Annotated in this window: 24 protein-coding genes; 10 read left to right on the forward strand and 14 right to left on the reverse strand. The window is 66.3% G+C overall.

What is annotated here, in order from left to right; genetic code table 11:
• Positions 1–20: 20 nt before the first annotated feature.
• The 3 genes from ligA to ACE191_RS03615 all read right to left on the reverse strand — a co-directional run bounded on the left by ligA (position 21) and on the right by ACE191_RS03615 (position 3,711).
• The gene (ligA, locus tag ACE191_RS03605; protein ID WP_400190816.1) at positions 21–2,054 is read right to left on the reverse strand and encodes an NAD-dependent DNA ligase LigA; all 2,034 of its coding nucleotides are present in this window, start codon (positions 2,052–2,054) and stop codon (positions 21–23) included.
• 264 nt (positions 2,055–2,318) lie between these two features.
• The gene (locus ACE191_RS03610) at positions 2,319–2,831 is read right to left on the reverse strand and encodes a DUF4920 domain-containing protein (protein WP_400190817.1); all 513 of its coding nucleotides are present in this window, start codon (positions 2,829–2,831) and stop codon (positions 2,319–2,321) included.
• 52 nt (positions 2,832–2,883) lie between these two features.
• Positions 2,884–3,711, reverse strand: a complete 828-nt coding sequence (locus tag ACE191_RS03615) for a hypothetical protein (RefSeq protein ID WP_400190818.1) — start codon at positions 3,709–3,711, stop codon at positions 2,884–2,886.
• Positions 3,712–3,866: 155 nt separating this feature from the next.
• On the opposite strand from ACE191_RS03615, the gene ACE191_RS03620 reads away from it, so the two are divergent.
• The 3 genes from ACE191_RS03620 to ACE191_RS03630 all read left to right on the forward strand — a co-directional run bounded on the left by ACE191_RS03620 (position 3,867) and on the right by ACE191_RS03630 (position 5,231).
• Positions 3,867–4,109 carry a hypothetical protein gene (locus tag ACE191_RS03620; protein WP_400190819.1) on the forward strand — a complete coding sequence of 81 codons (243 nt, stop codon included), beginning with the start codon at positions 3,867–3,869 and terminating at the stop codon, positions 4,107–4,109.
• Positions 4,102–4,446 (forward strand): hypothetical protein, encoded by a 345-nt coding sequence (locus ACE191_RS03625; protein WP_400190820.1) that lies wholly within the window; start codon positions 4,102–4,104, stop codon positions 4,444–4,446. Before ACE191_RS03620 ends, ACE191_RS03625 begins: the two co-directional genes overlap by 8 nt.
• Before the next feature lie 140 nt (positions 4,447–4,586).
• On the forward strand, positions 4,587–5,231 hold the full coding sequence (locus ACE191_RS03630; RefSeq protein ID WP_400190821.1) for a heme-copper oxidase subunit III: 645 nt from the start codon (positions 4,587–4,589) through the stop codon (positions 5,229–5,231).
• 86 nt (positions 5,232–5,317) lie between these two features.
• Here ACE191_RS03630 and ACE191_RS03635 read toward each other — a convergent pair whose 3' ends face one another.
• Complete coding sequence (locus ACE191_RS03635; RefSeq protein ID WP_400190822.1) at positions 5,318–7,582, reverse strand: gliding motility-associated C-terminal domain-containing protein; 2,265 nt, start codon at positions 7,580–7,582, stop codon at positions 5,318–5,320.
• A 219-nt stretch (positions 7,583–7,801) separates the two neighbouring features.
• Between ACE191_RS03635 and ACE191_RS03640 the strand changes: the two genes are divergently transcribed.
• Positions 7,802–9,817, forward strand: a complete 2,016-nt coding sequence (locus ACE191_RS03640; protein WP_400190823.1) for a M1 family aminopeptidase — start codon at positions 7,802–7,804, stop codon at positions 9,815–9,817.
• A gap of 54 nt (positions 9,818–9,871) precedes the next feature.
• Here the strand turns inward: ACE191_RS03640 and ACE191_RS03645 are convergent, their stop codons facing one another.
• From ACE191_RS03645 to ACE191_RS03670, 6 genes are all read right to left on the reverse strand, one after another.
• Positions 9,872–10,498, reverse strand: coding sequence for a hypothetical protein (locus ACE191_RS03645; protein ID WP_400190824.1), 627 nt, complete (start codon positions 10,496–10,498; stop codon positions 9,872–9,874).
• Positions 10,499–10,595: 97 nt separating this feature from the next.
• Entirely contained in the window at positions 10,596–11,045 is a 450-nt protein-coding gene (locus tag ACE191_RS03650; protein ID WP_400190825.1) for a DUF2147 domain-containing protein, read from the reverse strand.
• 93 nt (positions 11,046–11,138) lie between these two features.
• Entirely contained in the window at positions 11,139–11,579 is a 441-nt protein-coding gene (locus ACE191_RS03655; RefSeq protein ID WP_400190826.1) for a DUF2147 domain-containing protein, read from the reverse strand.
• A 586-nt stretch (positions 11,580–12,165) separates the two neighbouring features.
• Positions 12,166–12,525 carry a hypothetical protein gene (locus ACE191_RS03660; RefSeq protein ID WP_400190827.1) on the reverse strand — a complete coding sequence of 120 codons (360 nt, stop codon included), beginning with the start codon at positions 12,523–12,525 and terminating at the stop codon, positions 12,166–12,168.
• Positions 12,526–12,544: 19 nt separating this feature from the next.
• Positions 12,545–13,135: a hypothetical protein gene (locus ACE191_RS03665; RefSeq protein ID WP_400190828.1), complete on the reverse strand. Its 591-nt coding sequence runs from the start codon at positions 13,133–13,135 to the stop codon at positions 12,545–12,547.
• Between the two features lie 110 nt (positions 13,136–13,245).
• Positions 13,246–15,543, reverse strand: coding sequence for an RND family transporter (locus ACE191_RS03670; RefSeq protein ID WP_400190829.1), 2,298 nt, complete (start codon positions 15,541–15,543; stop codon positions 13,246–13,248).
• Positions 15,544–15,702: 159 nt separating this feature from the next.
• Here ACE191_RS03670 and ACE191_RS03675 point away from each other — a divergent pair, with 159 nt between their 5' ends.
• Positions 15,703–15,954, forward strand: coding sequence for a hypothetical protein (locus tag ACE191_RS03675; protein ID WP_400190830.1), 252 nt, complete (start codon positions 15,703–15,705; stop codon positions 15,952–15,954).
• Positions 15,955–16,048: 94 nt separating this feature from the next.
• Here ACE191_RS03675 and ACE191_RS03680 read toward each other — a convergent pair whose 3' ends face one another.
• Entirely contained in the window at positions 16,049–17,107 is a 1,059-nt protein-coding gene (locus ACE191_RS03680) for an N-acetylmuramoyl-L-alanine amidase (RefSeq protein WP_400190831.1), read from the reverse strand.
• A 294-nt stretch (positions 17,108–17,401) separates the two neighbouring features.
• On the opposite strand from ACE191_RS03680, the gene ACE191_RS03685 reads away from it, so the two are divergent.
• The 4 genes from ACE191_RS03685 to ACE191_RS03700 all read left to right on the forward strand — a co-directional run bounded on the left by ACE191_RS03685 (position 17,402) and on the right by ACE191_RS03700 (position 19,269).
• Positions 17,402–18,196, forward strand: a complete 795-nt coding sequence (locus ACE191_RS03685; RefSeq protein ID WP_400190832.1) for a thymidylate synthase — start codon at positions 17,402–17,404, stop codon at positions 18,194–18,196.
• A gap of 73 nt (positions 18,197–18,269) precedes the next feature.
• Entirely contained in the window at positions 18,270–18,482 is a 213-nt protein-coding gene (locus ACE191_RS03690) for a hypothetical protein (RefSeq protein ID WP_400190833.1), read from the forward strand.
• A 6-nt stretch (positions 18,483–18,488) separates the two neighbouring features.
• Positions 18,489–18,857 (forward strand): energy transducer TonB, encoded by a 369-nt coding sequence (locus tag ACE191_RS03695; RefSeq protein ID WP_400190834.1) that lies wholly within the window; start codon positions 18,489–18,491, stop codon positions 18,855–18,857.
• Positions 18,858–19,065: 208 nt separating this feature from the next.
• Complete coding sequence (locus ACE191_RS03700) at positions 19,066–19,269, forward strand: hypothetical protein (RefSeq protein ID WP_400190835.1); 204 nt, start codon at positions 19,066–19,068, stop codon at positions 19,267–19,269.
• Here ACE191_RS03700 and ACE191_RS03705 read toward each other — a convergent pair.
• The 3 genes from ACE191_RS03705 to ACE191_RS03715 all read right to left on the reverse strand — a co-directional run bounded on the left by ACE191_RS03705 (position 19,266) and on the right by ACE191_RS03715 (position 22,127).
• Entirely contained in the window at positions 19,266–20,114 is an 849-nt protein-coding gene (locus ACE191_RS03705; protein ID WP_400190836.1) for an aminotransferase class IV, read from the reverse strand. The genes ACE191_RS03700 and ACE191_RS03705 overlap by 4 nt on opposite strands.
• Entirely contained in the window at positions 20,111–21,232 is a 1,122-nt protein-coding gene (dprA, locus tag ACE191_RS03710; RefSeq protein WP_400190837.1) for a DNA-processing protein DprA, read from the reverse strand. Before dprA ends, ACE191_RS03705 begins: the two co-directional genes overlap by 4 nt.
• A 529-nt stretch (positions 21,233–21,761) precedes the next feature.
• A complete protein-coding gene (locus ACE191_RS03715) occupies positions 21,762–22,127 on the reverse strand; it encodes a MerR family transcriptional regulator (RefSeq protein WP_400190838.1) in 366 nt (121 codons plus the stop codon).
• 257 nt (positions 22,128–22,384) lie between these two features.
• Between ACE191_RS03715 and alaS the strand changes: the two genes are divergently transcribed.
• Positions 22,385–25,069 carry an alanine--tRNA ligase gene (alaS, locus tag ACE191_RS03720; RefSeq protein WP_400190839.1) on the forward strand — a complete coding sequence of 895 codons (2,685 nt, stop codon included), beginning with the start codon at positions 22,385–22,387 and terminating at the stop codon, positions 25,067–25,069.
• Positions 25,070–25,088 lie beyond the last annotated feature (19 nt).

Below are 25,088 nucleotides of genomic sequence, written 5' to 3' on the forward strand. Positions count from 1 at the left end.
TGCCGCCCGTGGGAAAATTCCTACAGCCCGCCGTCCTTCACCATGGCCAGCAAATCCGTCTCGCCGATGATGGGCACTTTCATCGTCTGGGCTTTTTCGCGCTTGGCCGGGCCCATCTTGTCGCCAGCCACCAGGTAGCTGAGCTTCTTGCTGATGGAGCCCGTCACCTTGCCGCCGTTGAGGCTGATGAGCTGCTCCAGCTCCTCGCGCGAGTGCTGCTCAAACACGCCCGACAGCACAAACGTCAGTCCATTGAGCCGGTCGCTGTGGGGCTGCGGGGCTTCGCCGCTCAGCTCCATCTGCACGCCGGCGGCTTTTAGGCGCTCCACCAGCTCGCGGTTGGCCGCATCCTGCGCCCAGGCCACCAGGCTTTCGGCAATGACGCCGCCCACTTCGGGCACGGCGGCCAGCTCGGCCGTGGAGGCGTTCAGCATGGGGTCGATGCTGCGGTAGTGAGCGGCCAGCTTCTCGGCCACCGTTTCGCCCACGTAGCGGATGCCCAGGCCGAACAACACCTGGTCGAAGGGCACCTGCTTGCTGGCTTCGAGGCCGGCAAACATGCGCTGGACCGACTTTTCGCCCATGCGCTCGAGCTGAATCAGCTCCGCGTAGCGCTGGGGCAGGTCGTAGAGGTCGGCGGGGGTGCGCACCAGGCCCAGGTCAAAGAAACGCCCCACGGTTTCGGCGCCCAGCCCGTCGATGTCGAGGGCCTTGCGCGAGACGTAGTGCTCGAGCTTGCTCTTGAGCTGGGGCGCGCAGCCCCGCTCGTTGGGGCAGCGGTAGTGGGCCTCGCCCTCGGGCCGAATGAGCGGCGTGCCGCAGGCCGGGCAGGTGGTAGGATACACCACCGGCTGCGAGTCGGCGGGGCGGGCCAGCAAATCGACGCCGGTGATTTTGGGAATGATTTCCCCGCCCTTCTCCACGAACACCATATCGCCCAGGCGCAGATCCAGGGCGGCAATCTGGTTGGCGTTGTGCACCGAGGCGCGTTTGACGACGGTGCCGGCCAGCGGCACCGGGTCGAGCAAAGCCACGGGCGTAACGGCGCCGGTGCGGCCTACCTGGTAGATGATGTCGCGCAGGCGGGTGCGGCCAGCTTCGGCGGGGTACTTGTAGGCAATGGCCCAGCGCGGGCTCTTGGCCGTGTAGCCCAGCTGGTCCTGCTGGCGCAGGTCGTCGACCTTAATCACGATGCCGTCGGTGGCCACCGGCAGCTCGAAGCGCTTCTTGTCCCACTCGTGGATGTAGGCCAGCACTTCGTCGATGGAGCCGGCCTTGCGCCAGGTTTCCGACACCGGCAAGCCCCAGCGTTTGAGGGCTTCGAGGGCGGCGCTGTGGGAGGGAAAGTCGCGGCGGGAACTCAGGTAGCTGTAGGCGTAGAAGCGCAGGCGGCGGGCGGCTACCACGGCCGAGTCCTGGAGCTTAAGGGTGCCCGAGGCGGCATTGCGCGGGTTGGCCAGCAGCGGCTCGCCGTTCTGCTCGCGCTCCGCGTTCAGGTCGTTGAACACGTTCAGGGGCATGAACACCTCGCCGCGCACCTCAAAATCGGGCGGCATGTGGGCGTCGGCGCGCAAATGCAGGGGCAGGGTCTTAATGGTGCGCACGTTGCTGGTCACCACGTCGCCGCGGGTGCCGTCGCCGCGGGTCACGCCGCGGGTGAGCTGGCCCTGCTCGTAGCTCAGGCTCATGGCCACGCCGTCGAACTTCAGCTCGCACACATATTCGTAGTCGGCGCCTTCCAGCCCGCGCTGCACGCGCTCGTCGAACTCGCGCAGGTCGGCTTCGGAGTAGGTGTTGGCCAGACTGAGCATGGGGTAGCGGTGCTCGGCCGTGGGAAACTGCTTGGTGATGGTGCCGCCCACGCGCTGGGTGGGCGAATTGGGTTGGGCGTACTCGGGGTACTGCTGCTCCAGTTCCTGCAGCTCGCGCAACAGCTGGTCGAACTCCTGGTCCGGCACCTCCGACACGTCGTTCTGGTAGTACTGGTGGTTGAGGTAGTGCAGGCGCTCGGTGAGGGCGCGAATTTTATCCTGAATGGCGAACAGATCGGTCATGGAAGCGGGGCAAGCGGCCGGAGCCGGATTGGGCGCGGTAAAAATACCCCGAACCGCCCGGCTCCCGCTACCCGTCCGGCGACTTTTCGCGTCGCTGAATCGCCCCGCCTGATCATCAGCTGCTTGCCGAGAAGCAGTGGGTCCGCCAGTGAATTTATGGGGCGGAGGGCCGGGCGAAAAAAAAGTGGTGCCCCGGCGGCAAGCCAGGGCACCACTTGGAAATGAATCGGCTACGAAATTCGTAAAATCCGCCGCAATCCGTGCTCAGTTTTGAATCAGCACGCCGCTGGCTTCGAAGTTGACCTGCTGCTCGGGCTTGGTAATGGCGGCCACTTCCTTTTCCGACTTGCCGGCGTCCTTGGCGTAGTGCTGCAGGTCTTCCACGGGCACCTCCTCGCGGTGCACCCAGCCGTCGACCACCACCGTCTTGCCCTTGATGTCCTTGGGCACGAAGAAGGCGTAGTCCTTGAAGCGCACGCGCATTTCCTTGCCGTCGGCCGTTTCCAGCTTCATCCAGCAGCCCTTGGCCTGGCACACTTCCTTTACCTCGCCCACCAGCTTTACCTGGGCCGAGTCCTGGCTGCCCAGCACCGTGGGCAGGGCCGACAAGGGCTGCGCGCCCTCGGCCGTGATGGCGTCGCCGTAGGTTTTGCCTTCGATCGGGGCCGCGGCGGTTTCGGTTGGGGCCTGGGCCGTGGCGTTGTCGGCGGCCGATTGGGGCTGGCAGGAAGCCAGCACGGCCAGGGCGGCCGTGAGAGCGAGTAGCGTGCGTTTCATGGTCAGAATCTGAGAGAAGGGAGCCGCTACAAACTTACGGAATCGGCGCGGCTCAGCGGCTACCGGCCGCCAGTTTCACCAGCTCGGCCACGCGGTCCAGCTCGCCGTCGGCGTCGCGCATCTCGGTACGCACCAGCCCAGTACCGGGGGCGTAGTAGTCGGTCACGCGCTTCACGGTGCGGCGCGTCAGGTCGGGGCGCAGCTCGGTGGCGTACTCGTAGCGGGCTTCCACCTTGTAGCACTGAAAGGTGCCCGCGGGCGTGGTAGTGGCCACGGGGCCGCTCACCTGGCGCTGGCTCACGGTGGTCACCACCCGGGCAATGTCGGTGCTGGGGCTGCTGACCTGCACGATAAGGCGGCCGCCGGGCAGCGGGCCGGCCACGGGCTGGTTGGGCCAGGGCAGGTGCTGGGGCTCGTAGGCAAAGCGCCGGTCGCGGAAGGAGCTCAGCAGCGCCGGGTCGAGCAGCAGGCGGCCATCGGTGAGCACCGTGTCGTTGCGGCACAGGTACACAAACTCGTCGTTGCGCAGCAGGCGGTTGCTGGCGTCGTAGAGGCTGCTCTTGAGCAGGGCTTCGGCGTAGGCCGGGCTTTTCTTTTCGGCCGCGTGCTGGCTGATGCGGGCTACTTTCAGCACCTGCACGCCCTCCAGCTTGTTTTTCTCGTTGGTGAGGCGGTAGGTCAGCTCGGTGCCGTCGCACAGGCCGAAGGGCTGGCGGCAGTCGGGGGCGGCGGCTACGGGGGCAGTAGCGGCGGGCGGCGCGGCCGGGGCCGCGGTGGCTTCGGCCACGGGCGAGCCCGCCGGGGCTTCGGGCCGGGAAGTGCAGGCGGCGGCCAGGCCCAGGGCCAGCAGCCCGCCAAAGCGGAAGAAAACAGCGCGCATAAAGGAAGGGAATTGCGAAGAAAAGCGGATAGCAGTCAACGAACTGCCGAGCTGCATACGTAAACACCCCCGGCAGGGTCGCGGGCCGGCGTTGCCCGTTTGCGCCCGGCTGCCGTTCTTGCAACCCGTTCCGCCGCCTTTTTCCTTTCGATTCTATGGCTGATTCCGCACAATCCAACTGGGCCGACATGGCCGCTTCGCTGCTCTCCAAGCTTTCGGGCGGGGTCGAGCTGGCCTGCACCTTCGAGCAAATGGAAGTGCAGGTACCCAACCCGCAAAACCCGGCCGCGGCCCCCGCCACCTGGCGCGTCAACGGCTCCTTGCGCATCCGCACCCGCGGCGAAAACCCGCCCGCCAACGCCCTGCCGGCACCCGCCAACCCCGGCATCGGTGGCTAGCGGGCTCGACATCGAGGCCCGGCTGGTGCTGACCTGGAACGGCCACGACCTGCTGCTGGCCGGCTCGGGCCGTTACCTGATTCTGAACGTGCCCAGCGCCCAGGTGCTCGACGAGCTGACCGGTGCGGGGCAGAAAGGCAGCGGCCCCAAGCCGGCCAAGTCCGCCGGCGCGCCCAATGCCCTGCAGCAGCTCAACGAGCTAATGCTGCGCCTGGGCCTGGTGCTCGACCTGCGCGTGGCCGGCAAAACCTGGGTGACCTTCGGGGCCGGGCGCGGGCCCAAGATTACCCTGAACGCCGTGCTGGGCAAGATCGGGGCCTTCTTCCGCGGGCAGTAATTGCGGCCGCAGAAAACCCGCTAAATGCCTGGCCACGCGGAGCGTTTTTGCGTAACTTGCTCGGAGGCCGTACCTGCTCCACCCCGAAACATTCTGCCTTTCGAGTGGTCTTCACCCCGCGGCCCTAGCCGCAGCTGACCATGAACTCGGATAAGGAACGCAAAGACAAAGTGGGAGCGGGGCGGCCGGCATCGGCGTTCAACCGCATTGAGAAAGTGCCGCCGCTGGCCATGCTGCTCTACGTGGGTCTGGTGGGCGTGGTGGTGCTGTTTGCGGTGCTGGTGGCTCTGTACGTGCAGACGCGCGCCAACAACGGCGCGGTGGGCAGCGTGCACCCGTTTCCGCGCTGGTTCTCACTCAGCACCGTGGTGCTGCTGGTCAGCTCCTACACCCTGGCCCAGGCCCCGCGCCTCTACGGCGCCGACGACGTACGCGGCCTGGCCCGCTGCCTGGGCGCGACCCTGATGCTGGGCGCCGTTTTTGCCGGCCTGCAGCTGCTGGGCTGGCGCGAACTGGTAAACCAGGGTATCTTTTTCACCGGCGAGCCGTCGGGCACCTACGTTTACCTGATTTCGGCCCTGCACGTGGTGCACCTGCTGGGCGGCGTGCTGCTGCTGCTCACCCTGCTGGTGCGCACCCTGCACGCCGCGCGCGACGGCGTGCGCACCCTGGTGTTCATCCGCAACCCCTACCGCCGCCTGCAGCTGCGCCTGCTGGGAACCTACTGGCACTTCATCGACGCGCTGTGGGTGGTGCTCTTCATCGTCTTCCTATTTCTGTTCTGAGTTGCCGACTGGGCATAAAAATCAGGCGGCCCGGCTTGGTAAAGCCGAGCCGCCTGCATTATCAGGAGTCTGAACGAAGCCGGGGCTTAGCGCAGCAGCGTGACGGTGCCCTTGAAGGTGCGCCCGTCGGTGTACTTCACCAGGTAGTAGTACACGCCGTCGGCGGCCCGGGCGCCGTCCCAGCGGAAGGCGCGGTCGGTGGAGCGGTACACCTCGTTCCCCCAGCGGCTGAACACTGTGACGGAGGCAAAGCGCTGGGTGCAGAAGTCGGGCGGCAGCGTGGGCAGGGCAAAGTGCTCGTTGAGGCTCTGCCCATCCTTGTTCGGGGTGAAGATGGTAGGCGGCAGAAACTCCGGGGCGGCTGGGCGCATCACCTCGAAGCGCACCGTGCGCCGCTGCGACAGGGGCTTGCAGGTGGCGTCGCGCAGCTCGAAGGTGACGTTGCGCACGAAGGCCGTGGCTTCGAAACCCAGCGAGTCCGGCTTCAGGGCGTCGCAGGCAGCCTGCCAGCGGAACACGGCCTCGCTGCGGCCCGGGCTGCTGCCGGTTACCTGGAAGCTCATGCCCGTGGCGGCCAGCGTCGGGTTGTCCGATACGGCCCAGCTCAGGTTGTGCTGGTCGGCGTCGGTGCCCGTGAGGGTGGCCTCGTACACTTCGCCCAGCAGCAGGCGCACCACGGCGGGTGGGCCAGCGGGAACGTCGGGCGGGAAGGTGGTGGCCAGCACCGGGGCGGCGTTCTGGTAGTCGACGCGCACAGGAATCACCAGCACGGGGCTCGATTGCAGCTCCTGGCAGGGGTTGGCGGTGGCGCGCACCTCAAATTCGTAAAGGCTGCGGTCGACGGCGCGGCAGTCGACCGGCCAGCGCAGCTGCGCGGTGATGCGGCCGCTGGCACTGGTGAGCGTCACGAGTTGGGCGCCCACGGCGGCGGGCGAGAAGCCCCGGCCCGTCAGCTCCAGAGTCATGGCGTCGTTGTCGACATCGGTGCACAGCACGTCCTGGCTCACCACGTCGCCCACCTGGGCCACCAGGGGAAAGGTGGTGGGCGGGGCAATCAGCGAAGCCTGTGGGGGCGAGTTAGGCGGCGAGGTCGCCGTGAAGGCCACCCGCACGGTGTCGCGCCGCGGCAGGCTGCAGCCGTTGTCGGCCACAATCACGTCGAGCAGGTACACCCGCCCGCGGGTGCTGAAGCACTCCGGAAAGCACAGCGTGGAGGTGAGCGTGTCGGGCTGGCCGGGCACGCGCACGGTGCCGAAGCTGACGGTGGGCACCGGCAGCTGGGCCGTGAAGTTGACCGGCCGCAGCTCCATGCGCAGCTGCGACGAGGCGTCGGGGTCGGTGAAGCGCAGGCGCAGGCAGCGGTCCTGGCCCGGCAGCAGGTGCAGGGTGTCGCGGCCCGGCACGTAGGCTACGCGGCCGGGGCCGGGCGCCGTCACGGCCATCTGCGGGCTCTGGTTGGTGGGGCAGTTGATGACCAGCAGCTGAAAGTCGCGGCGCACCTCGCCGATTTTCACGCCGGCGCGGTACTCCGAGCACTTCACTCCAAACACGAACAAGCCCAGGTTGCTGGGGCGCACGGTAAGGCGGCCGGTGCGGCGGTCGACGCCCAGGGTGGGGTTGCCGGGCATCTGGCGGGCCTCGCTCAGTCCCGGGTTCCAGCTCACCAGGCTGTAGGGCTGCGGGCCGGGCTGGGCCGGGCGCGGGTCGAAAGTGGTGGCGTGGCCGTTGAGCGGGGTGGCCATTTCGTACACCAGCGAGTCGCCGTCCTCGTCGGTGCCGCCAAAGTCAAAGTAAAACAGCTCGTTGCGGCAGGCGTAGTCGCTCAGGGGCGGAAAGATGCGCGGGGACGAGTCGCGGAAGGGCTGCCCGCCGCGCACCACGGCCGGAAATTCCAGGTAGTAGGTCTGTCCGGCGTTGCCGGGGCCCTGAATGTTGCTGATGTTGTTGTTGCGGCAGCAGCGCTCCACGGCCACGTAGTAGCCCGCCGGGTGGTTGTACTCGTTGGGCGGCATGGGCAGCGTGGCCTCGTACACCAGTTGGCGGGTGCTGAGCGAGCCGATGGTGCAGGCCACGTTGGTGTAGGGCACAAAGGTGTTGCGCGTCAGCGGCAGGGTGAGGTTGCGCACCAGGCGGTTGGTGCCGCGCTCGTAGATGCCCGCCGTAGCGTCGGGGTCGAGGGCCCCGGCGTTGCCGTTGATGGCGTCGAAGTACAGCGTGAGCGTGAGCTGGTAGTTGTCGCCCGACTGGTACTGCAGGCCCAGCTCGCCGCCCACGATGTGCGTAGCGCGGGCCGACCAGGGGAAAAGCAGCAGGACGATGCCCAGCAGAAGTGCGGGGAAAGGTAGTCGCATAGAAGGATGAGGAAAGCGGTCCGCCGGCCCGTGGGGGACGTAGGCTTACAGCCGCGCCGGCGTAGGGCCAAGGTACAAGGAAATCGTGGTGGATGAACACCCCCGGGCCGCGAGTCCGGCGGCGGATTTGTGTGGGCGGCGGCGTATCTTGGCTTCCCGTTTGGCCCGAGGGGCCGGGGCGGACCAGCTTTCTTTTCACCCGTTGCGCAGACCGTTTGCATGCGATTTTTACCCGTAATAGCCGCCGGCCTTAGCTGGCTGAGCGCCTTGCCGCTGCTGGCCCAGGACGGGGCCCGGCGCCCCATCTACCGCTCGGCCGCCGCCGAGTGCGCGGCCGCGCACCAGCGCGCCGCCCTGGCCCAGCCGGTGCACACCGTGCGCCACCGCCAGAAGATGGAGCGCTACGACGTGAACTACTACAAGCTCGACATCGGCCTGAGCAACCTCAACCTCAACATCGGCGGCTCGGTGCGCCTGCGCGCCCGTAATACTTCCACCCAGGCCCTCGACTCGCTGGCCTTCGAGCTGTACGCCACCTACACCATCGACTCGGTGGTGGTAAACGGCCGTCGCAGCCCGGGCTGGCGCCGCGCCGCCGGCGACGTGACGGCCCGCATTCCCCAGGCCGTGGCCGCCGGCGCCCTGTTCGACGCCACTGTGTACTACCGCGGCACGGCGCCCAGCGGCAGCTCGGCCGCCATTGGCAACGGCCTCGACAACGGCACCAGCCCCACCTACGGCACCCAGGTGACCTGGAGTCTGAGTGAGCCGTTTTCGGCCTACGAGTGGTTTCCCTGCAAGCAGGTGCTCACCGACAAGATTGACTCGGTAGAAGTGTGGGCCACCACCGATTTGCCCAATAAGGTGGGCTCCAACGGCGTGCTGCAGCGCACCGTGAATTTGCCCGGCAACAAGGTGCGCTACGAGTGGAAAACCCGCTACCCCACGGCCTACTACCTGATTTCGGTGGCCTGCGCGCCCTACATCGAGTACAACACCCCCGCCACGTTGCCCGACGGGCGCGTGGTGCCGGTGCTGCACTACATCTACAACAACCAGGTGCTGACCGACCAGAAAACCCTGATCGACCAGACGCCGGCCATGATCGTGAACTTCTCCAACCTGGTGTCGCCCTATCCCTTCGCCAAGGAAAAGTACGGCCACTCGATGGGGCCCATCGGCGGCGGTATGGAGCACCAGACCATGACCACCCAGGCCAACTTCGAGTTCACGCTCACCGCCCACGAGCTGTTTCACCAGTGGTTTGGCGACAACGTGACCTGCGGCCAGTGGCAGGACATCTGGCTGAACGAGGGCTTTGCCACCTACGGCGAATACCTGAGTTTGAGCGCCCTGAGCACCGCCGCCAACGCCCGCCGCTGGCTCGACGATGACCACGCCTTCGTGACGTCCGCCGCCAACGGCAGCGTGCGCGTGCCCGACGCCGACTCGGCCAACGTGAGCCGCATCTTCAGCAGCCGCCTGACCTACGCCAAGGGCGGCACCGTGGTGCACATGCTGCGCTTTCTGCTCAACGACGACGTGAAGTTCTTCCGCGCCCTGCGTACCTATCAGAACACCTACGCCGGCCGTACCGCCCGCACCGAGGATTTGATGCGCGTGTTTGAGCAGGAAGCCGGCCGCCCGCTGAACTACTTCTTCCAGCAGTGGATCTACGGCCAGGGCTTCCCCAGCTTCGCCGTGCGCTGGAACCAGGTGGGCACGACCTTCCACCTGCGCTCCACCGAAAGCGTGTCGATGCCCACGGTGACGCCCTTCTTCGATACCGACCTGGAGTTCCGCCTGCGCTTTGCCTCGGGCCAGAGCCAGCTGGTGCGCCGCCGCCAGGCCCAGGCGGTTACCGAGTTCAGCGTGGCGCTGCCCGCCGGCGAAACCGTGGTGGGCGTTGATGTAGACCCCAACCAGTGGGTGCTCAATGGCAACGGCTCGGTGGTGCGCGACAACAGCCTGGTGCTGGCTTCGCTGGCCGCCCGGCGCGTAGCCCAGACGCAGGTATTCCCCAATCCCTGCCAGGACGTGCTGCGCCTGGCCGAGCTGCCCGCCCGCGTGAGCGAGGCCGAGGTAACCGACGCCACCGGCCGCGTGGTGCTGCGCCAGGCCCTGACGGCGTCGGCAGCCCAGCTCAACGTGCTGGCCCTGAGCCCCGGCCTCTACCACCTGCGCCTGCTCGCCGATGGCCGGGCCGTGCAGTTTGCCCGCTTCGTGAAGGAGTAGGCTGGATCGGCAACGACCACAAAAAAAGCCCCGCCAGCAACGGCGGGGCTTTTTTTATGCGGGTTGGCAGGGCTCCCTGGGCCTATCGGGCGAAGCCTCGTTGAATACGGCTTCCATGAGCTGATCGAAGGAATAGGCCGGGCAGAACACCGCGTCGTCGAAGGTGCAGGCGCTGCTGACCAGGCGAATGAAGCCCGGCCGGTCGTTGAGGCTCACCAGGTCGACGGCCACCGTACCGAAGCGCTGCTGGCAGCGGCCGGTTTCGGGGCAGCTGGTGGGCAGGGGCTTGAGCAGGTGCTTGGCAATGGTTTCGGTGTAGCGCGGGTGGCGGCGGGTGCGCACGTCGGAGCAGGCCAACTGGTAGCCCAGGTCCTGCACCCGGTCACGAATCAGATCGAAGAGGTGGCGAAAGTTCTCGGGGCCGATGCTGGGGTCGTAAAACAGCAGCGTGCCCTGCTGCCCGCCTTCGTTCAGCGGCTGGGCCCGCAGGCCCTGGGCGCCGCAGCCCATACCGGCCTTGCCGTAGTGGTAGGCCTTGAAGTAGGGCGCCAGCCAGTTGCGGTAGGTTTGCTGCTGCACCCAGCGGGCATAGGCGCGTAGCTCGCTGGCCGAGCGCCGTAGGGGCCGCCACGCCGCCGCGGGCGCGAACCGGCCCAGAAGCCGTTGGAGAAGGTGCAACAAAACCGGGGAATTGCGTTGGGACAGGCCGAAAACACCCGGCCCGGCAAATAGTTTCCGCGGCTCAGGGGCGGGTGGGCGCTGCGGTCAGCAGGCCGCCTCAGCGCACCCGCGTCCACACCTGGGCGCGGCCCACGAAGGGAAAGCCGATGTAGCCCTTGACCTCGAGCCGGTCGGGAGCCAGCTGGCGCACGTAGCAGGAGTAGGTGCGGCCGTTGTCGGGGTCGTAAATCTCGCCGTCGTCCCAGCGGTTTTCGGTGGCGTTGAACTGCAGCTTCTGCAACACCACGAGGCCCAGGCAGGGCTGGGTGCGCCGGGCAGGGTTGGGGTTGCGCACGTCCTGGCGGGGCTGGCCGTTGGCATCGGTGGGCTGGCGCAGCTGCACAATACGCCCGCACAGCTGCTGCCCGCAGCTATAGAGCTCGATCTGGGTGTCGCCCTGCGCATCGGCCCACACGCCCAGGGGCGGCGACACCTGCGCCGGGGCCCAGCGGGCCGCAAGCAGCAGAATAGACAGGAGCAGATAGCGGCGCAGCGGGGAAGAAAGCAAAGCGGGGGGAGTAGGCTGAGCAAAAGGTACAAAAAAGCCGGCGCCCGGTCCTTGCGGTCCGGGCGCCGGTAGGCGTGGGCAGATGCCGGGGGGTTATTTCACCCGCGTCCAGGTCTGCGAGCGGCCAATCATGGAGAAGCCGATGTAGCCTTTCACTTCCATGGTGTTGGCGTTGATCATCTTCATGTAGCAGGAGTAGGTCTTGCCGCTTTCCGGGTCGTAGATCTTGCCGTCGTCCCACTTGTTGTCGTCGTCGTACTCAAAGCCCTGCATGAACACCATGCCTTGGCGCGGACGGCTGCGCAGCTTGGGGTCGGGGTTCTGCGTGTCGGTTTTAGGCTTGCCGGTGGCCGGGTCGTTGGGCACGGTCAGCGACACAATTTTGCCGCAGAGCTTATTGCCGCACTTGTAAATCTCGAAGGTGGCTTTCTTCTCGCTGTTGGTCCAAACCCCCAGGGGCGAGAGCGACTGAGCGGAAGCCAGGCCAGCAACGCCCAGCAGCAACGCCAGGCACAAAAACAGTTTTTTCATCATGAGAAGAGAGTGGGAGAGTGTGGTTGGTGGGGAAAAGATACAAAAGCAACCCGACGGCGCAACAGGCGCGTCGGGCGGCCAATGGCAAGGAGCGTACCAATACCGGGCGGCAACCCCAAACCTCGCGCCGCAAGCGAAAATAAAGCGCCTGAGCCTCAGTAAACTGGAAAATAAGGCGGGCCGGCGGCTAAAAAAAGCGCCGTTTTATTTTGAACCATTCGGCCGGTATATAACTTTAGTGTCCGTAGCGAGGGCTACAGCCCCGGCCAGCGGACCTAAATTGCTGGTAGCGCCCCCAGGGCCATGTTTCACCAATAAGAAAGGAGGTACAAAATGTCTGATAGTCCCAAATCCATCCTGCCAAGCCTGAGTAATGTCGTTCGCTTCACCGCCGAACGCGCGTAACCCTCAAGTGTCGTGGGGGAGCGTATGTTTCCCTGCATTACGGCAGGTCTGAACTAAGATGGCCGCACCGGTGTCCCCGGTGGCCGGTCGCTTGGTAAGATGGCCCCAGGATTAGAAGCCCGGCTACCTGTGAAGGCAGCCGGGCTTCGCTGTTTCCGGGCGACTGGGAAAACCAGCCGCTTCAGCCCGAAAACTCCTCGCCGCAGCGCTGGCAGCGGTACAAAGTAGTGCCGGCGTAGTACAGGCGCTTGTACCAGGGCTGGCAGGCTTCGGGCTCGGGCCAGGCCTCGTAGGAGCCGCAACGGGGGCAGCGCACGGCGGCGCGCTCGGTGCGCTGCAGCTCAAAGGCGGCCACAATCTCCCGGGCGGCGGCCACGTCTTCTTCCTCGATGAGCAGGCGGAAGTAGAGCCCGTCGCCGAAGGGCAGGGTGGCCGGACCGTAGTTTTTCACCAGACTCACCACCCCGGCCTCGTCGTGGAGGCGGCGGTAGAGGCCCACGGCTTCGGTGTAGGTCAGGTATTCGGCGGCTACAACGAGCATGGTGGGGCAGAAGGCGGGGCTACTTGCGCCGCCGGGCCGCGGGGGCGGCGCGCTGGCGCTGCCGAAAGATAACCCACAGCAGCCCGGCGCAGAGCACGGCCAGGCCGGCAGCCAGCAGCTCGGGCGTGGTGCGGGCCGCTTCGGCCTCCTGGGCGGCGGCCAGGGCCTCGCGCAGCTTTTTTTCGCGCTGCTGCTCGCGCAGCTGCAGGTTCTGAATCTGGTTTTCCAGGTCGTAGAAGCGCTGGCGGGTCGACACCTGGTCGGTTTGGGCCACGGTGGCCTGCTGCTGGGCCTGCTGCTTTTCGGCCACGATGCCGGCGGTGCGGCGCAGCGAGCTTTCCTTCAGGGCCTGCACAATCTCGGTGTCCTTGCGGATGATGCCCTTGAGCACGTCGATAACTTCCTGCAAGTCCTTTTTGGAGGGCTTGTTGGCCAGCAGGGCATTGCGCTGGGCACTGGCGGCTTCGTACTCCCGAATCAGCTGTTCGCGCTGCCGGATGAGGCCCGGCACCGGGTCGGCGGGCGGGGCGGGGGAGGTCGTTTGGGCAGCGGCGGGCCCGGCCAGCAAGCCGGCGGCCAGCAGCAGGGCCCAGGGGTAGTTCACTTTCATACGGAACAAACCTACGCACGGCAGCCCGGGGAGTTCAACAGAGCGAATCAGCCGCTAAACAATTCCGCTCTAAACTTTTTCAAATTGTTTACCTCAAAATTGTTTAGGCACTAGGCAGCCTGCGCCCGGCGGGCCCGGCCCACGCGGGGCCGCTTGTAGAACGCCAGAATCAGCAGGGGCAGCAGGGTCAGCTCGGCCACCACGCCCATGAGCAGCGTCAGGCCGATGAGCAGGCCCACGTAGAAGGTGCCGTCGAACGAGGAAAACAGCAGGGTGCTAAAGCCGCCCACCAGGATGAGCGAGGTGACGATGACGGCCTTGCCGGCCAAACGGTAGGTGCGGCTCACGGCCCGCTGTACGGTGGGCTCCTGGCCCAGCATCAGCCGCAGCTTGCTGATGAAGTGAATGGTGTCGTCGACGGCAATGCCGAAGGCGATGGTGAAAATGATGCTGGTGCTCACCTTCATGGGCACCCCGCACAGGCCCATCACCCCGGCCACCACCACGATGGGCAGCAGGTTGGGAATGAGCACCACCGGCACCATGCGCAGCGAGCGGAACAAGACCAGCACGATGACCGTGACCATGAGCACGTCGACGCCGATGCCGATGAGCATGTCGCGGGTCAGGTTCTGGTTGTTTTTGTCGATGAGCAGGGCCGAGCCGGTGAGGCGGGTGCGCAGCACCGTGGGGTCGGTGTGTTGCTCGATAAAGCGGCGCAGGTCGGCATTGAGCCCCGCCACTACGGTGCTGCCGGGGTCGGGCATGCGGCCGGTGAGGCGACCCTCGCGGCCGTCGGGCGCGGCCAGGGCCCGAAACTCGGGGCGCTGGCTCACGCGGCGCAGCTGCCGCTGCAGGCGGCGCAGCTCGGCTTCCGAGTCGGGCAGGCGGTACTCGCTCAGGCCGCCGCCCTTCAGCGCTTTGCGCACCGACTTGACCACCGTGACGGGCGAGGCCACGAACTGCAGGCCGTAGCGCCGCTGCAGGTAGCGCTCAATTTCCTCGGTTTCGCGCAGCACGGCCAGGTCGTAGACCGAGCGGCCCGCCGCTGGGGCCAGGTGCAGCTCGAAGGGGCGCACGCCAGCAAACTGCCGCTCGAAAAAGCGGAAGTCCAGCTGCACCGGGTCGTCGTCGGCCAGATCGTCGAGCAGGCGCGACTCGATGCGCACCTGGCTGGCCGCCGCGATGCTGCCGGCCAACACCAGTCCGGCCACGGTAAACACCAGCCGCCGCCGCCGCAGCACCAGCCGGAACAGGCGGCCCAGCGGCCCGTCCCAGCTGCGGCCGGCGCCGTGGCGCTGCTGGGGGCGGGGCAGCAGCACCAGCAGGGCGGGCAGCAAGGTGAAAGTGAGCCCGTAGGCAATGAGCACCGCCAAGCCGGTGTAGAGGCCGAAGTTGTGGATGGGCCGGATGTGGCTGGCCGTGAGCGTGAAAAAGCCCAGCGAGGTGGTCAGCGCCGAGAGGCCCGAGCCGAACATGGATTCGCGCAGGCTGATGCGCAGGGCCGGGATGGGGGCGGTTCCCTCGCCGGTTTCGGTGACGTAGCGCGTGAGCAGGTGCACCGAGTCGGCAATGCCCACCACGCACATCATCACCGGCAGCAGGGCCGTCATCAGGTCGATGCCCGCCCCGAACCAGCCCACCAGGGCCAGGCCGCCCACGGTGGCGCCGGCCACCACCGCCAGGGGCAGCACCACGCCCCACCAGGCCCGGAAGGTGAGCCAGAGCAGGCCCATCACCAGCAGCACCGACAAGGACACGAACAGGGCCATTTCCACCTTCAGCCGGTCGACGAACACCGACTGGGCCACCAGCTTGCCGCCCAGGTGAATCTGCTCGTCGGCGAAGCCCAGACGTTGCAGCTCGCCGCGCAGGGCGCTCATGAGCGAGTCGCCGGGGGGCTTTTTCAGGTCGGGGGTGGTTTGCAGCAGCACCGTCACGGCGCGGGCGTCGCGGGCAAAGAGGTTGCCCACCAGCCCGGGCGTGCGGTAAATCAGGCTGGAGTCGGCGGCGCGCACCGCGGGGTCGGCGAGCTGGTCGAGGTGCAGGTAGGGCACGTTGAACACGCCCAGGCCCTCCACCACCGGGTTGGCCGCCGTGGTGGGCGACAACACGTACACCACCTGGGGCTGGCGGCGGGCAAAGCGGCTGAACTGGTCGACGCGGCGGGCAAAGTCGGCTTCAAAGAGGCTGCGGCCGGGCGGGGTTTCGAGGCCCACCAGCACGTAGTCGTTGTCGTTGCCGAAGCGGGCGCTGTACTGCTCGTAGTAAGCCAGATCCGGGTCGCCGGTGGGGTAGAAGTCGTTGAAGTTGTAGTTGAAGCGCAGCCGCGCCAGCCCGGTAACGCAGGCGGCGCCCAGCAGGGTCAGCAGCAGCAGGGTGAGGTAGCTATAGGAGCGAACGGACATCAGGGGGCAGAACAGGGGCGGGGCGCGGGCCCAAGCAGCAAGGCCGCGCGGCCACCAACGGGGCGTCGGCGGTACCGGATTATTTCTATCTTTAAACCCGGCGGTGAGCCAACCGCCCGTTTTCCGGTTTTGTTTCCTTCACCCACCCTTTTCCGCCCCATGAAAAACGCCCTGCTCGCCCTGGCCCTGTTTGCCTTCGTTGGTACCGCCGCCGCCGATGACAAAGACGAAAAAGGCAAGGCCAAGAAAGCCAAGAAAGAAGCCTGCTCGACCGAGATGAAGGCCAGCTGCGCCGACAAGGGCGCCACCGCCGGCACGCCCTCCTGCTGCATGAAAAAGGGCGCCGCCGCTTCGGCCGAGAAAACCACCGACTCCAAGCCCGCGACGACGGCCGCCGCTACGGCCCAGTAGTCAGGGGATAATCAGCTTACCAAAAAGGCCCCGCACCGGAAAGTGCGGGGCCTTTTTGCGTGAGGTGCGCAGCGGCGGTATGTACCACTGCGCCCTACTTTTTCCGGTAATCGGCAATGGCACCCTCGCAGATCCAGTTGGCCAGGGCCTGGCGGTTCTGGGCCAGCACGAAGCGGCGCTGGTCCTTGTCGTTGCGGATGTTGCCCAGCTCGATGAACACGGTGGGCGCGTAGCTGTTGCGCACCACGTACAGGCTGGTGCGCGGCGACACAGTGCCCACGTAGGGGCGGTTGGGCTGGTAGCGCTTGTAGCGGGTGCTGAAGGTTTGGTGGATGTTTTTGGCCAAACGCAGCCCGACGGCGCTGTTTTCGTGGTGGTAGAAAAACACGTCGGTGGTCATGCCCGCCGAGCGGCTGTCGATGTGAATGGTAATCATGCGCTGGTACGTTTTGCGGCCGTAGCGCCCGTGCAGGCGGTTGATGGCGTTGACGTACTGGCGCAGGCGCGCTACGTGGCCCAGCGGAATGGTCAGGTTGGGGTGGGTCAGTTCGTCCGCGTCCATGGGCAGCACGCCCTCGTCGCGGATGCCGTCGTTGGGGTCCTGCACGATCATGTGCACCGTGGCGCCGTGCTCCATCAGCACCCGGGCCAGGCGCAGGGTCACGTCGTAGGCGTACTCGTCTTCGGCCAGCTTGGCGTTGCCGTACTGGCCCACCGCGCCCGGGTCGGGGCCGCCGTGGCCCGACATGAGGTAGAACACCGCCCCGCGCAGCGCCTGGTCGGAGGCCCGGGGCCGGCCGTACTTGCCGAACAGCAGCGCGGTACTGCCGCTGCGCCCCGCCACCGATTTCACTTTCTCACCTGCGGCGGCCGCTGGCCGCGTCCCGGTTTTCTTGGCGCTGGTGCGAGCCGTCAGCCGGGCCGCCGATTTGCGCGCCGGCAGGCGGTAGGTTTTGCCCGCCCGCAGACTGTTGCGCGGCCCGAGCAGGGGCTTGTTCAGGGCCACAAAATCCCGCTCGTAGAGCCGCGGGTTCAGGCCGTGGCGGATCAGCAGCTTCGAAATCACGTCGCCCCGCCGGGGTACCACCTTGCGATAGTGCTGACTAAAGGCTGCAACCGGGAAAAGCAGGAGAAAGAGCAGAAGTAGACGCAAGGCGGGGGGGTGAGAGTGGGCGGAGCGCGGGGACCGACTACTGAGCCGCCGCAACCAGCGTATGGCCAGCGGGCGGGTCGAAAGTTGAGCAGCCAGGTCGCGGTAGTAGCGCAAAAGTAGCCACGGGAGTTGCCGCCGGAAGCATAGTAGCCGCATTCTGAGCGGAAAATACCGCGGGCGCGGCTGCTGAACGAGGTACGTTGCCCGCCTCAGTCAGCCGGGGCGACGCACTTTTCCCGGCGGCTAAACCGCCGGCATGCTACTTTTGCCGACTACCCGCGCCACCCCGCCGCCATGCAGCAGTACCTCAACCTCGTTCAGCACATTCTCGACCACGGCACCCCGAAAACCGACCGCACCGGTACCGGCACGCTTTCCGTGTTCGGCTACCAGATGCGCTTCGACCTGCAGCGGGGCTTTCCGCTGGTGACCACCAAGAAGGTGCACCTGAAGAGCATCATCCACGAGCTGCTCTGGTTTCTGCGCGGCGACACCAACACGGCCTACCTCAAGGAGAACGGCGTGAGCATCTGGGACGAGTGGGCCGACGCCAACGGCGACCTGGGCCCGGTGTACGGCAAGCAGTGGCGCAGCTGGCCCGACGGCCGCGGCGGCCAGCTCGACCAGATGCAGCAGGTACTCGACCAGCTGCGCCGCTCGCCCGACTCGCGCCGCATCCTGGTGTCGGCCTGGAACGTGGCCGAGCTCGACCAGATGGCCCTGATGCCCTGCCACGCGCTCTTCCAATTCTACGTGGCCGACGGCCGCCTCTCGTGCCAGCTCTACCAGCGCTCGGCCGACGTATTCCTTGGCGTGCCGTTCAATATTGCCTCCTACGCCCTGCTCACGCTGATGGTGGCCCAGGTAACCGGCCTGCAGCCCGGCGAGTTTATCTGGACCGGCGGCGACACCCACCTCTACACCAACCACCTCGAGCAGGCTCGCCTGCAGCTCACCCGGGAACCGCGCCCCCTGCCGCAGATGCGCCTGAACCCGGCGGTGACCGATCTGTTCGGCTTCCGGATCGAGGACTTCAAGCTGGAAAACTACGACCCGCACCCCGCCATCAAGGCGCCGGTAGCCGTTTAGGCGCCGCCCACCACGAAAAACGCCGCCGCGCCCGTTCAGGCCCTGTCTCTTTCCACTGCCTGAGCTGCGAACGATGAAGCTTTTCCCGACTACAGCGCCGCTGTTACTGGCTGCCGGGCTGCTGCTCAGCGGCCGGGCCCAGGCCCAGCGCAGCTACAACCACTGGCCGGCGCGCACCCCGGTGCGGGCAGCCGCGCCGCCTCCTTCGGCAGGCCAGCGCGGGGCTGAGGCGCGCGCCCGGGCTGCCGAAGCGCGGGCGCGGCAGCAGGTGCAGCAGTGGCGGTAGGATTCCGTGCAGCTGGCCGCCCTGCCCGATTCGGCCCTGGTGCGCCGGGGGCTGAAGACCGGGCAGGAATGCGCCACCGACCCCGCCTACTGCGCGCAGATAAGAAGGGTTGTGCGGTATCCGACGGCGGCATTACGGGCGCAACTGGAAGGCACGGTGCGCGTGCAGCTCACGGTTTCGGCCGCCGGCTACGTTACGGCCGCCACGCTGTTGGAGGCAGAGTTCCGGTCGGCGGAGCCCCTGAAAGCGGCGGAAGAATCGGCGGCCCGGCAGGCTATGCAGGAAGCGGCGGTGTACGCGCTGCGGCGGCTGCGCTTCGTGCCGGGCAAGGCCGGCACCGAAATCGTGGCGCTATCCTATCGGTTTCGGGAGTAACAGGAAATCGGCGTTGGGATGCCGGGCGGTGATTTTGGACACTAGGCACCGGGTGGAAGCAGGCTCTCACATCATTATGTGAGCGGGGACGGGAAGGATAAGCGCAATGAAGCGGGCAATATTTGCGTTAGAAAAATTAAACCCGCCCGCCATAATCCAATCCAACGGCAAACTCGTAGTTGCCCCTACCACCTCCACCACACCTACCTTGCTTACTCTACCCCTGCACCCGCACCCCGCCAGCACCCTATCGCGGCAGCACCGCGCCTGGGTTGCCCTCTACGCCCTCGACGCCGGCGCCCGCCCCCGCGCCCAGGTGCTGCGCGAAAACGACGTAACCGAAGCCGACCTGGTCGAATTCGAAGAAAGCTGGTTGGCTTTGCGCTGCCGCACCCTCAGCGCGGCCGGTTAATCTACCGCTTCCCAGCGCCGCAGCGCCGCCAGCCCCGGGTGGCCGCTGCTGCCCAGCACCACCCCGTCCAGCTGCTCAATAGCCCGAATACCCGCCACATTGGCCGTGAAGACGGCGTCGGCCGCCAGCACTGCGGCGGGCTCGAACGCGCCTTCGTGGCAGGCTAGTCCGTGGGCCCGGGCTACCGCCAGCAGGTGGGCCCGCCGTACTCCGGCCACGCAGCCCGTGCTCAGCGCCGGGGTATACAAGTCATTTCCTTTCAGCCAGAATACGGCTGCTGCCACGGCTTCGGCCACGCAGCCCCGGGCGTCGAGCAGCAGCAGCTCGCCCAGGCCGCGGGCCTGCCGCTCCTGGGCGGCCAGCACGTAGAGCCAGGCCTGCGGGCCCTTGCAAAACGCCAGTGGGCCGGCCAGCGTGCGAACCTGCCGGGCAAAGCCGGCCGTGGGCACCGGTGCCTCGCTGAGGCGCAGCGGTGCGGCCGTCAGCAGGTAGTCGGCCGCGTTGGTTTCGGGCAAATACAGGCCGGCTCCCCGGCGCCAGCACTGCAGCCGCAGGCGGGCCTGGTCGAGCTGATTGGCCGCCGTCAGCCGGGCGGCCAGTTCGGTAACGCTTTCCACCGACAGGAGCTCGGGTGGCAGCTGCAGGCGCAGTACGGCGGCGGCGCGGTGCAGGCGGGCCAGGTGGTACTCCCGGTAGCGCACCCGCCCGCCCGACCACACCAGCGTCTCGAAAAAACCGTCGCCGTAGAGCGCGGCGCGCGAGGAGTGGGGCAGGGTAAAACCGGCGGCCGGGAGCAGCTGGCCCCGGTGCAGCAGAAATTCGGGGGCTGCGTTGGCTGGGCTCATAGCAGCGCGAATTTCTTGCCGGGCAGGGCCTTCACCAGCCCCCGAAACTCCAGCGCCAGCAGCAGCGAAGCCACCTGATGCACCGGCAGCTGGGCCTGCCAGCTCAGCTCATCAATCTGCTGCTCGCCCCGACTCGTGAGCACTTCCACCACGCGAAACTCCTCGGGCGTAAAGTCGGCCGGGTTCAGGGCGGGCGCGGGTGGCATGGGATGCAGGGCCTGGTCCCAGTTCAGCGTCTGCTCGATATCCTGCGGGCCGGTGTAGATGCTGGCCTGCTGGTTACGGATGAGCAGGTTGCAGCCCTCGGAGGCGGCCGCGCCCAGGTTGCCGGGCACGGCCAGCACCTCGCGGTTGTAGTCCAGGGCCAGCTCGGCGGTGATGAGCGCCCCGCCTTTTTGGGCCGCTTCCACTACCACGGTACCGTCGGCCAACCCGGCGATAATTCTATTTCGCGCGGGGAAGTTGTACTTGTCGGGGCCGGTGCCGAAGGGAAACTCGGTGAGCAGGCCGCCGCTTTCCAGCATCTTGTCGGCCGTGCGGCGGTGGGCGGCCGGGTACATGCCATCGGACCCGGTAGCCATGACGCCCACGGTGGGCAGACCTTCCTGCAGGGCCGCGCGGTGAGCGGCAATATCGATGCCGTATGCCAGCCCGCTGATGATGAGCGGCTGGTAGGGCGCCACGCCGCGTACCAGCTTTTCCGTCTGCTCGCGGCCGTAGTCGGTGGCCTGGCGGGTGCCCACGATGGCCAGGGTGCGCGGATTGTTGAGGTCGGCGGGGCCCTGGAAGTAGAGCAGCACGGGCGCATCGGGCACGGGGCGCAGGCGGGCGGGGTAGTCGGGGCGGGAGTAGTAGAGCAGGCGCACGCCCTCGTGTTCGGCGCGGCGCAGCACCAGTTCGGCCTGGCGCAGCGCCCCGGCGCTGTTGCGCAGCACGTTTACCAGCGCCGGACCCACGCCGGGCACCTTCAGCAGCCGGCCGGGGCTGGCCTCCAGCACGTTCTGGGCCGAGCCCAGGTAGCCGATGAGCTGGCGCGTAACCAGCGGCCCGATGCCGGGCAGCAGGGTCAGGGCAACTTCGGATAGGAGGGAAGCGGGCTCCGTCGAAGCAGCGGGCACCGGGGAATCGGTGGCGGATGAAAATAGTGGCACGGTAATGCGTCGTTGGTATTTGCGGAGCTTGGAATAGGAGCGGTAAGCGGTAAATATAGTTTCCCAGCCACCATCAGTCCTATAGCCGCGCGGCGGCGCCACGTTGATAGCTCGAACGGGCTGAAAACCTGACTAGTTCGGCTAATTACGCTGCCAGGCCGGCTGCTCGAGCAATCAAGCTAAAGGCTTATGGCTCTTACTATCAGCCAGACAGTAGGTATCAACCCGATGCACATGCCGAAGAACCGGGCGGTACGCTGCTGATAGTACCACCAATATATTCCCAGTCCCAAAACCGCTACGGCGTACAAAGGCACCAGCAACAGCCCTGAAACTACCCTTGCTCCTGCGGGTTGTTGCAAGGCATAGATGAATAATGCCGCTACCCAGACGATTACCGAAGTTATTGACACAACGGAGAAAGCAGTCATGCCTGCTCCCAAACCTTCAGTATGCGTTCGGGTAGCTACGTTTTTATAGCGGTTCATGGTTTCCATCAGCCATTGCCCGGCTGCTTGCCGGCTGCGTCCAGCTCCTTGCGCAAACCCACCAGGAAGCTGCGCACTTTTTCCAGGGAGTGAATCACGTCGACGCGCTCCTTGAGCTGGGGGCCGCGCTGCTTCATCAGGTCGCGGGCGCCGGGAATGGTGTAGCCGCGCTCCTTTACCAAATGGTAGATGGTGCGGAAGATTTCAATGTCCTGCGGCGAGTAGAGGCGGTTGCCCTTCTTGCTCTTGCGCGGCTTGAGGTCCTCGAACTCGGTTTCCCAGAAGCGAATCAGCGAGGGAGCCACGTCGAACTGCGCGGCCACTTCGCCGATGGTGTAGTACTGCTTCTCGATGTCGCGCTCTTTGTAGGGCATAGCTGGTACTGGGTAGTTGGTAGCAGGTATCAGGATGAAAAAGGGGGCGGGGGCGCGTCAGGAAACAATGTCCTGTTACCTACTACCCAATACCTAATACCTTTCTACCTTTGCCGAAAGTGCTTTCCGGGGCCGCCGCGGCGGCTTCAGTAGCCGAAAAGTAGCCAAAAACCCGGCCCCGGCCAATTTCCCGGCCGGCCGGGCTGTCTTCCCGATACTCACCGATCCGCGAACGGAATGTTCGCGCACCGCCGCTTATGTCGCTTCCCTCCGCCAACCAGGTTCGCCAGCAGTTTCTCGACTTCTTCGCCTCCAAGGGCCACCACATCGTGCCCTCGGCGCCCATCGTGGTGAAGGACGACCCCACGCTGATGTTCATCAACTCGGGCATGGCCCCGTTCAAGGATTACTTCCTGGGCAACAAGCCCGCCCCGTTTAAGCGGGTGGCCGACACGCAGAAGTGCCTGCGCGTGAGCGGGAAGCATAACGACCTGGAGGAGGTAGGCTACGACACCTACCACCACACCATGTTCGAAATGCTGGGCAACTGGTCGTTCGGCGACTACTTCAAGACCGACGCCATTGCCTGGGCCTGGGAGCTGCTCACCGAGGTGTATAAGCTGCCCAAGGACCGCCTCTACGTAACCTACTTCGAGGGCGACGCCGGGGATAAGCTCTCGGCTGATACCGAGACGCAGGCCCTGTGGCGCCAGTACACCACCGAAGACCGCATTTTGCCCGGCAACAAGAAGGATAACTTCTGGGAAATGGGCGATACGGGCCCGTGTGGTCCTTGCACCGAAATCCACGTGGATTTGCGCAGCGAGGAGGAGCGGGCCCAGAAAAGCGGCGCCGAGCTGGTGAATGCCGACCACCCGCAGGTGGTGGAAATCTGGAACAACGTGTTCATGGAGTTCCAGCGCAAGGCCGACGGCTCGCTGGAGAAGCTGCCCGCCCAGCACGTGGACACCGGCATGGGCTTCGAGCGCCTGATGATGGCCGTGTCGGGTGTCAAGTCCAACTACGACACCGACGTGTTCCAGCCGCTGATTCAGTTCATTGCCAAGGAAGCCGGCGTGGAGTACCACGGCACGGCCCCGGCCACCGTGAACACCCCGCCGGCCACCGAACACGAGAAAACCGACATTGCCGTGCGCGTCATTGCCGACCACGTGCGCACCATTGCTTTCACCATTGCCGACGGGCAGCTGCCCTCCAACGTGAAGGCCGGCTACGTGATTCGCCGCATCCTGCGCCGCGCCGTGCGCTACGCCTTCTCTTCGCTCAATCAGAAGCAGCCCTTCCTCTACAAGGTGGTGCCCGTGCTGGCCGACCACATGCAAAGCATCTTCCCCGAGCTCAAGCAGCAGGAGAAGTTTGTCACGCGGGTGATTGAGGAGGAGGAAATTGCCTTCCTGCGCACCCTCGAAAACGGCCTGCGCCGCTTCGATTCCCTGGAAGAAGGCTTCCGCCAGCACGGCAACCACGTCGACGGCAAGTCGGCCTTCGAGCTGAGCGACACCTTCGGCTTTCCCTTCGACCTCACGGCCCTGCTGGCCCGCGAAAAGGGTTTGACGGTGAGCGAGGAGGAGTTCAAGGCCGAGCTGGAGCAGCAGAAGGCCCGCTCGCGCAACGCCTCCGAGCAGGAGCAGAGCGACTGGACCATCGTGGAGCCCTCGCAGGAACTGCCGCGCTTCGTGGGCTACGACGCCACCACGGCCGAGGCCCGCATTCTGCGCTACCGCGCCGTGACGCAGAAGGGCAAAACCGAGTACCACCTCGTGCTCGACCAGACCCCGTTTTACGCCGAGTCGGGCGGGCAGGTGGGCGACACGGGCTACCTGCTCACGCCCATGTCCAAGGTGCGCGTCATCGACACCCGCAAGGAAAACGACCTGATCGTGCACACCGTGCTCGATTTGCCCCAGGACCTGGACGCCGTGGTGGAAGCCCGCGTGGACCAGGCCCGCCGCGAGCAGATTCGCAAAAACCACTCGGCCACCCACCTCATGCACGCCGCCCTGCGCCAGGTGCTGGGCACCCACGTGGCCCAGCGCGGCTCGCTCGTGAACGAAAAGCTGCTGCGCTTTGACTTCTCGCACTTCTCCAAGGTCACCGACGACCAGCTGCGCGAGGTGGAGCGCCTGGTAAACCAGCGCATTCGCCAGCAGATTCCGCTGGGCGAGGAGCGCAGCGTGCCGCTGGAAGAAGCCCGCTCGCGCGGGGCCATGGCTTTGTTCGGCGAGAAGTACGCCGACTCGGTGCGCGTCATCACCTTCGACCCCGAGTACTCGGTGGAGCTGTGCGGCGGCATTCACGCCCCCAACACCGGCGAAATCGGCTTCTTCAAGATTGTGAGCGAGTCGGCCGTGGGGGCCGGGGTGCGCCGCATCGAGGCCGTGACGGCCGAGCTGGCCGAGCAGTTCGTGGACGAGCAGCTGGATTTGCTGGGGCAGGTGCGCGAACTGCTGGGCAACCCCCAGCACCTGACCACCACCATTCAGAAGCTCAGCGACGAAACCGCCGCCCTGCGCAAGCAGCTGGAGCAGGCCGAGCAGCAGCAGCTCGGGCAGCTCAAGGACCAGCTGGCCGGCCAGGTGCGCGAGCTGAATGGCGTGAACTTCCTGGCCGCCAAAGTGCCCGCCCGCTCGGCCGACGGCCTCAAGACGCTGGCCTTCGGTTTGCGCCAGGTGGTGCCCAACCTGGTGCTGGTGCTCGGCGCCGACATCGAGGGCAAGCCCCAGTTGGCTGTGATGCTCGACGATGAGCTGGCCAAGGGCGGCAAGCTCAACGCCTCGCAGCTGGTGCGCGAGCTGGCCAAGGACATCCAGGGCGGCGGCGGCGGCCAGCCGTTCTTCGCCACCGCCGGCGGCAAGAACGCCGCCGGCCTCGACGCGGCCATCAGCAAAGCCGAAGGGCTGATTCAGAGCCTGCTGGGCTAGGCTTTTTCAGCGCATCACG

It is taken from the genome of Hymenobacter sp. B81 (genome assembly GCF_044628455.1).
Classification (GTDB): domain Bacteria; phylum Bacteroidota; class Bacteroidia; order Cytophagales; family Hymenobacteraceae; genus Solirubrum.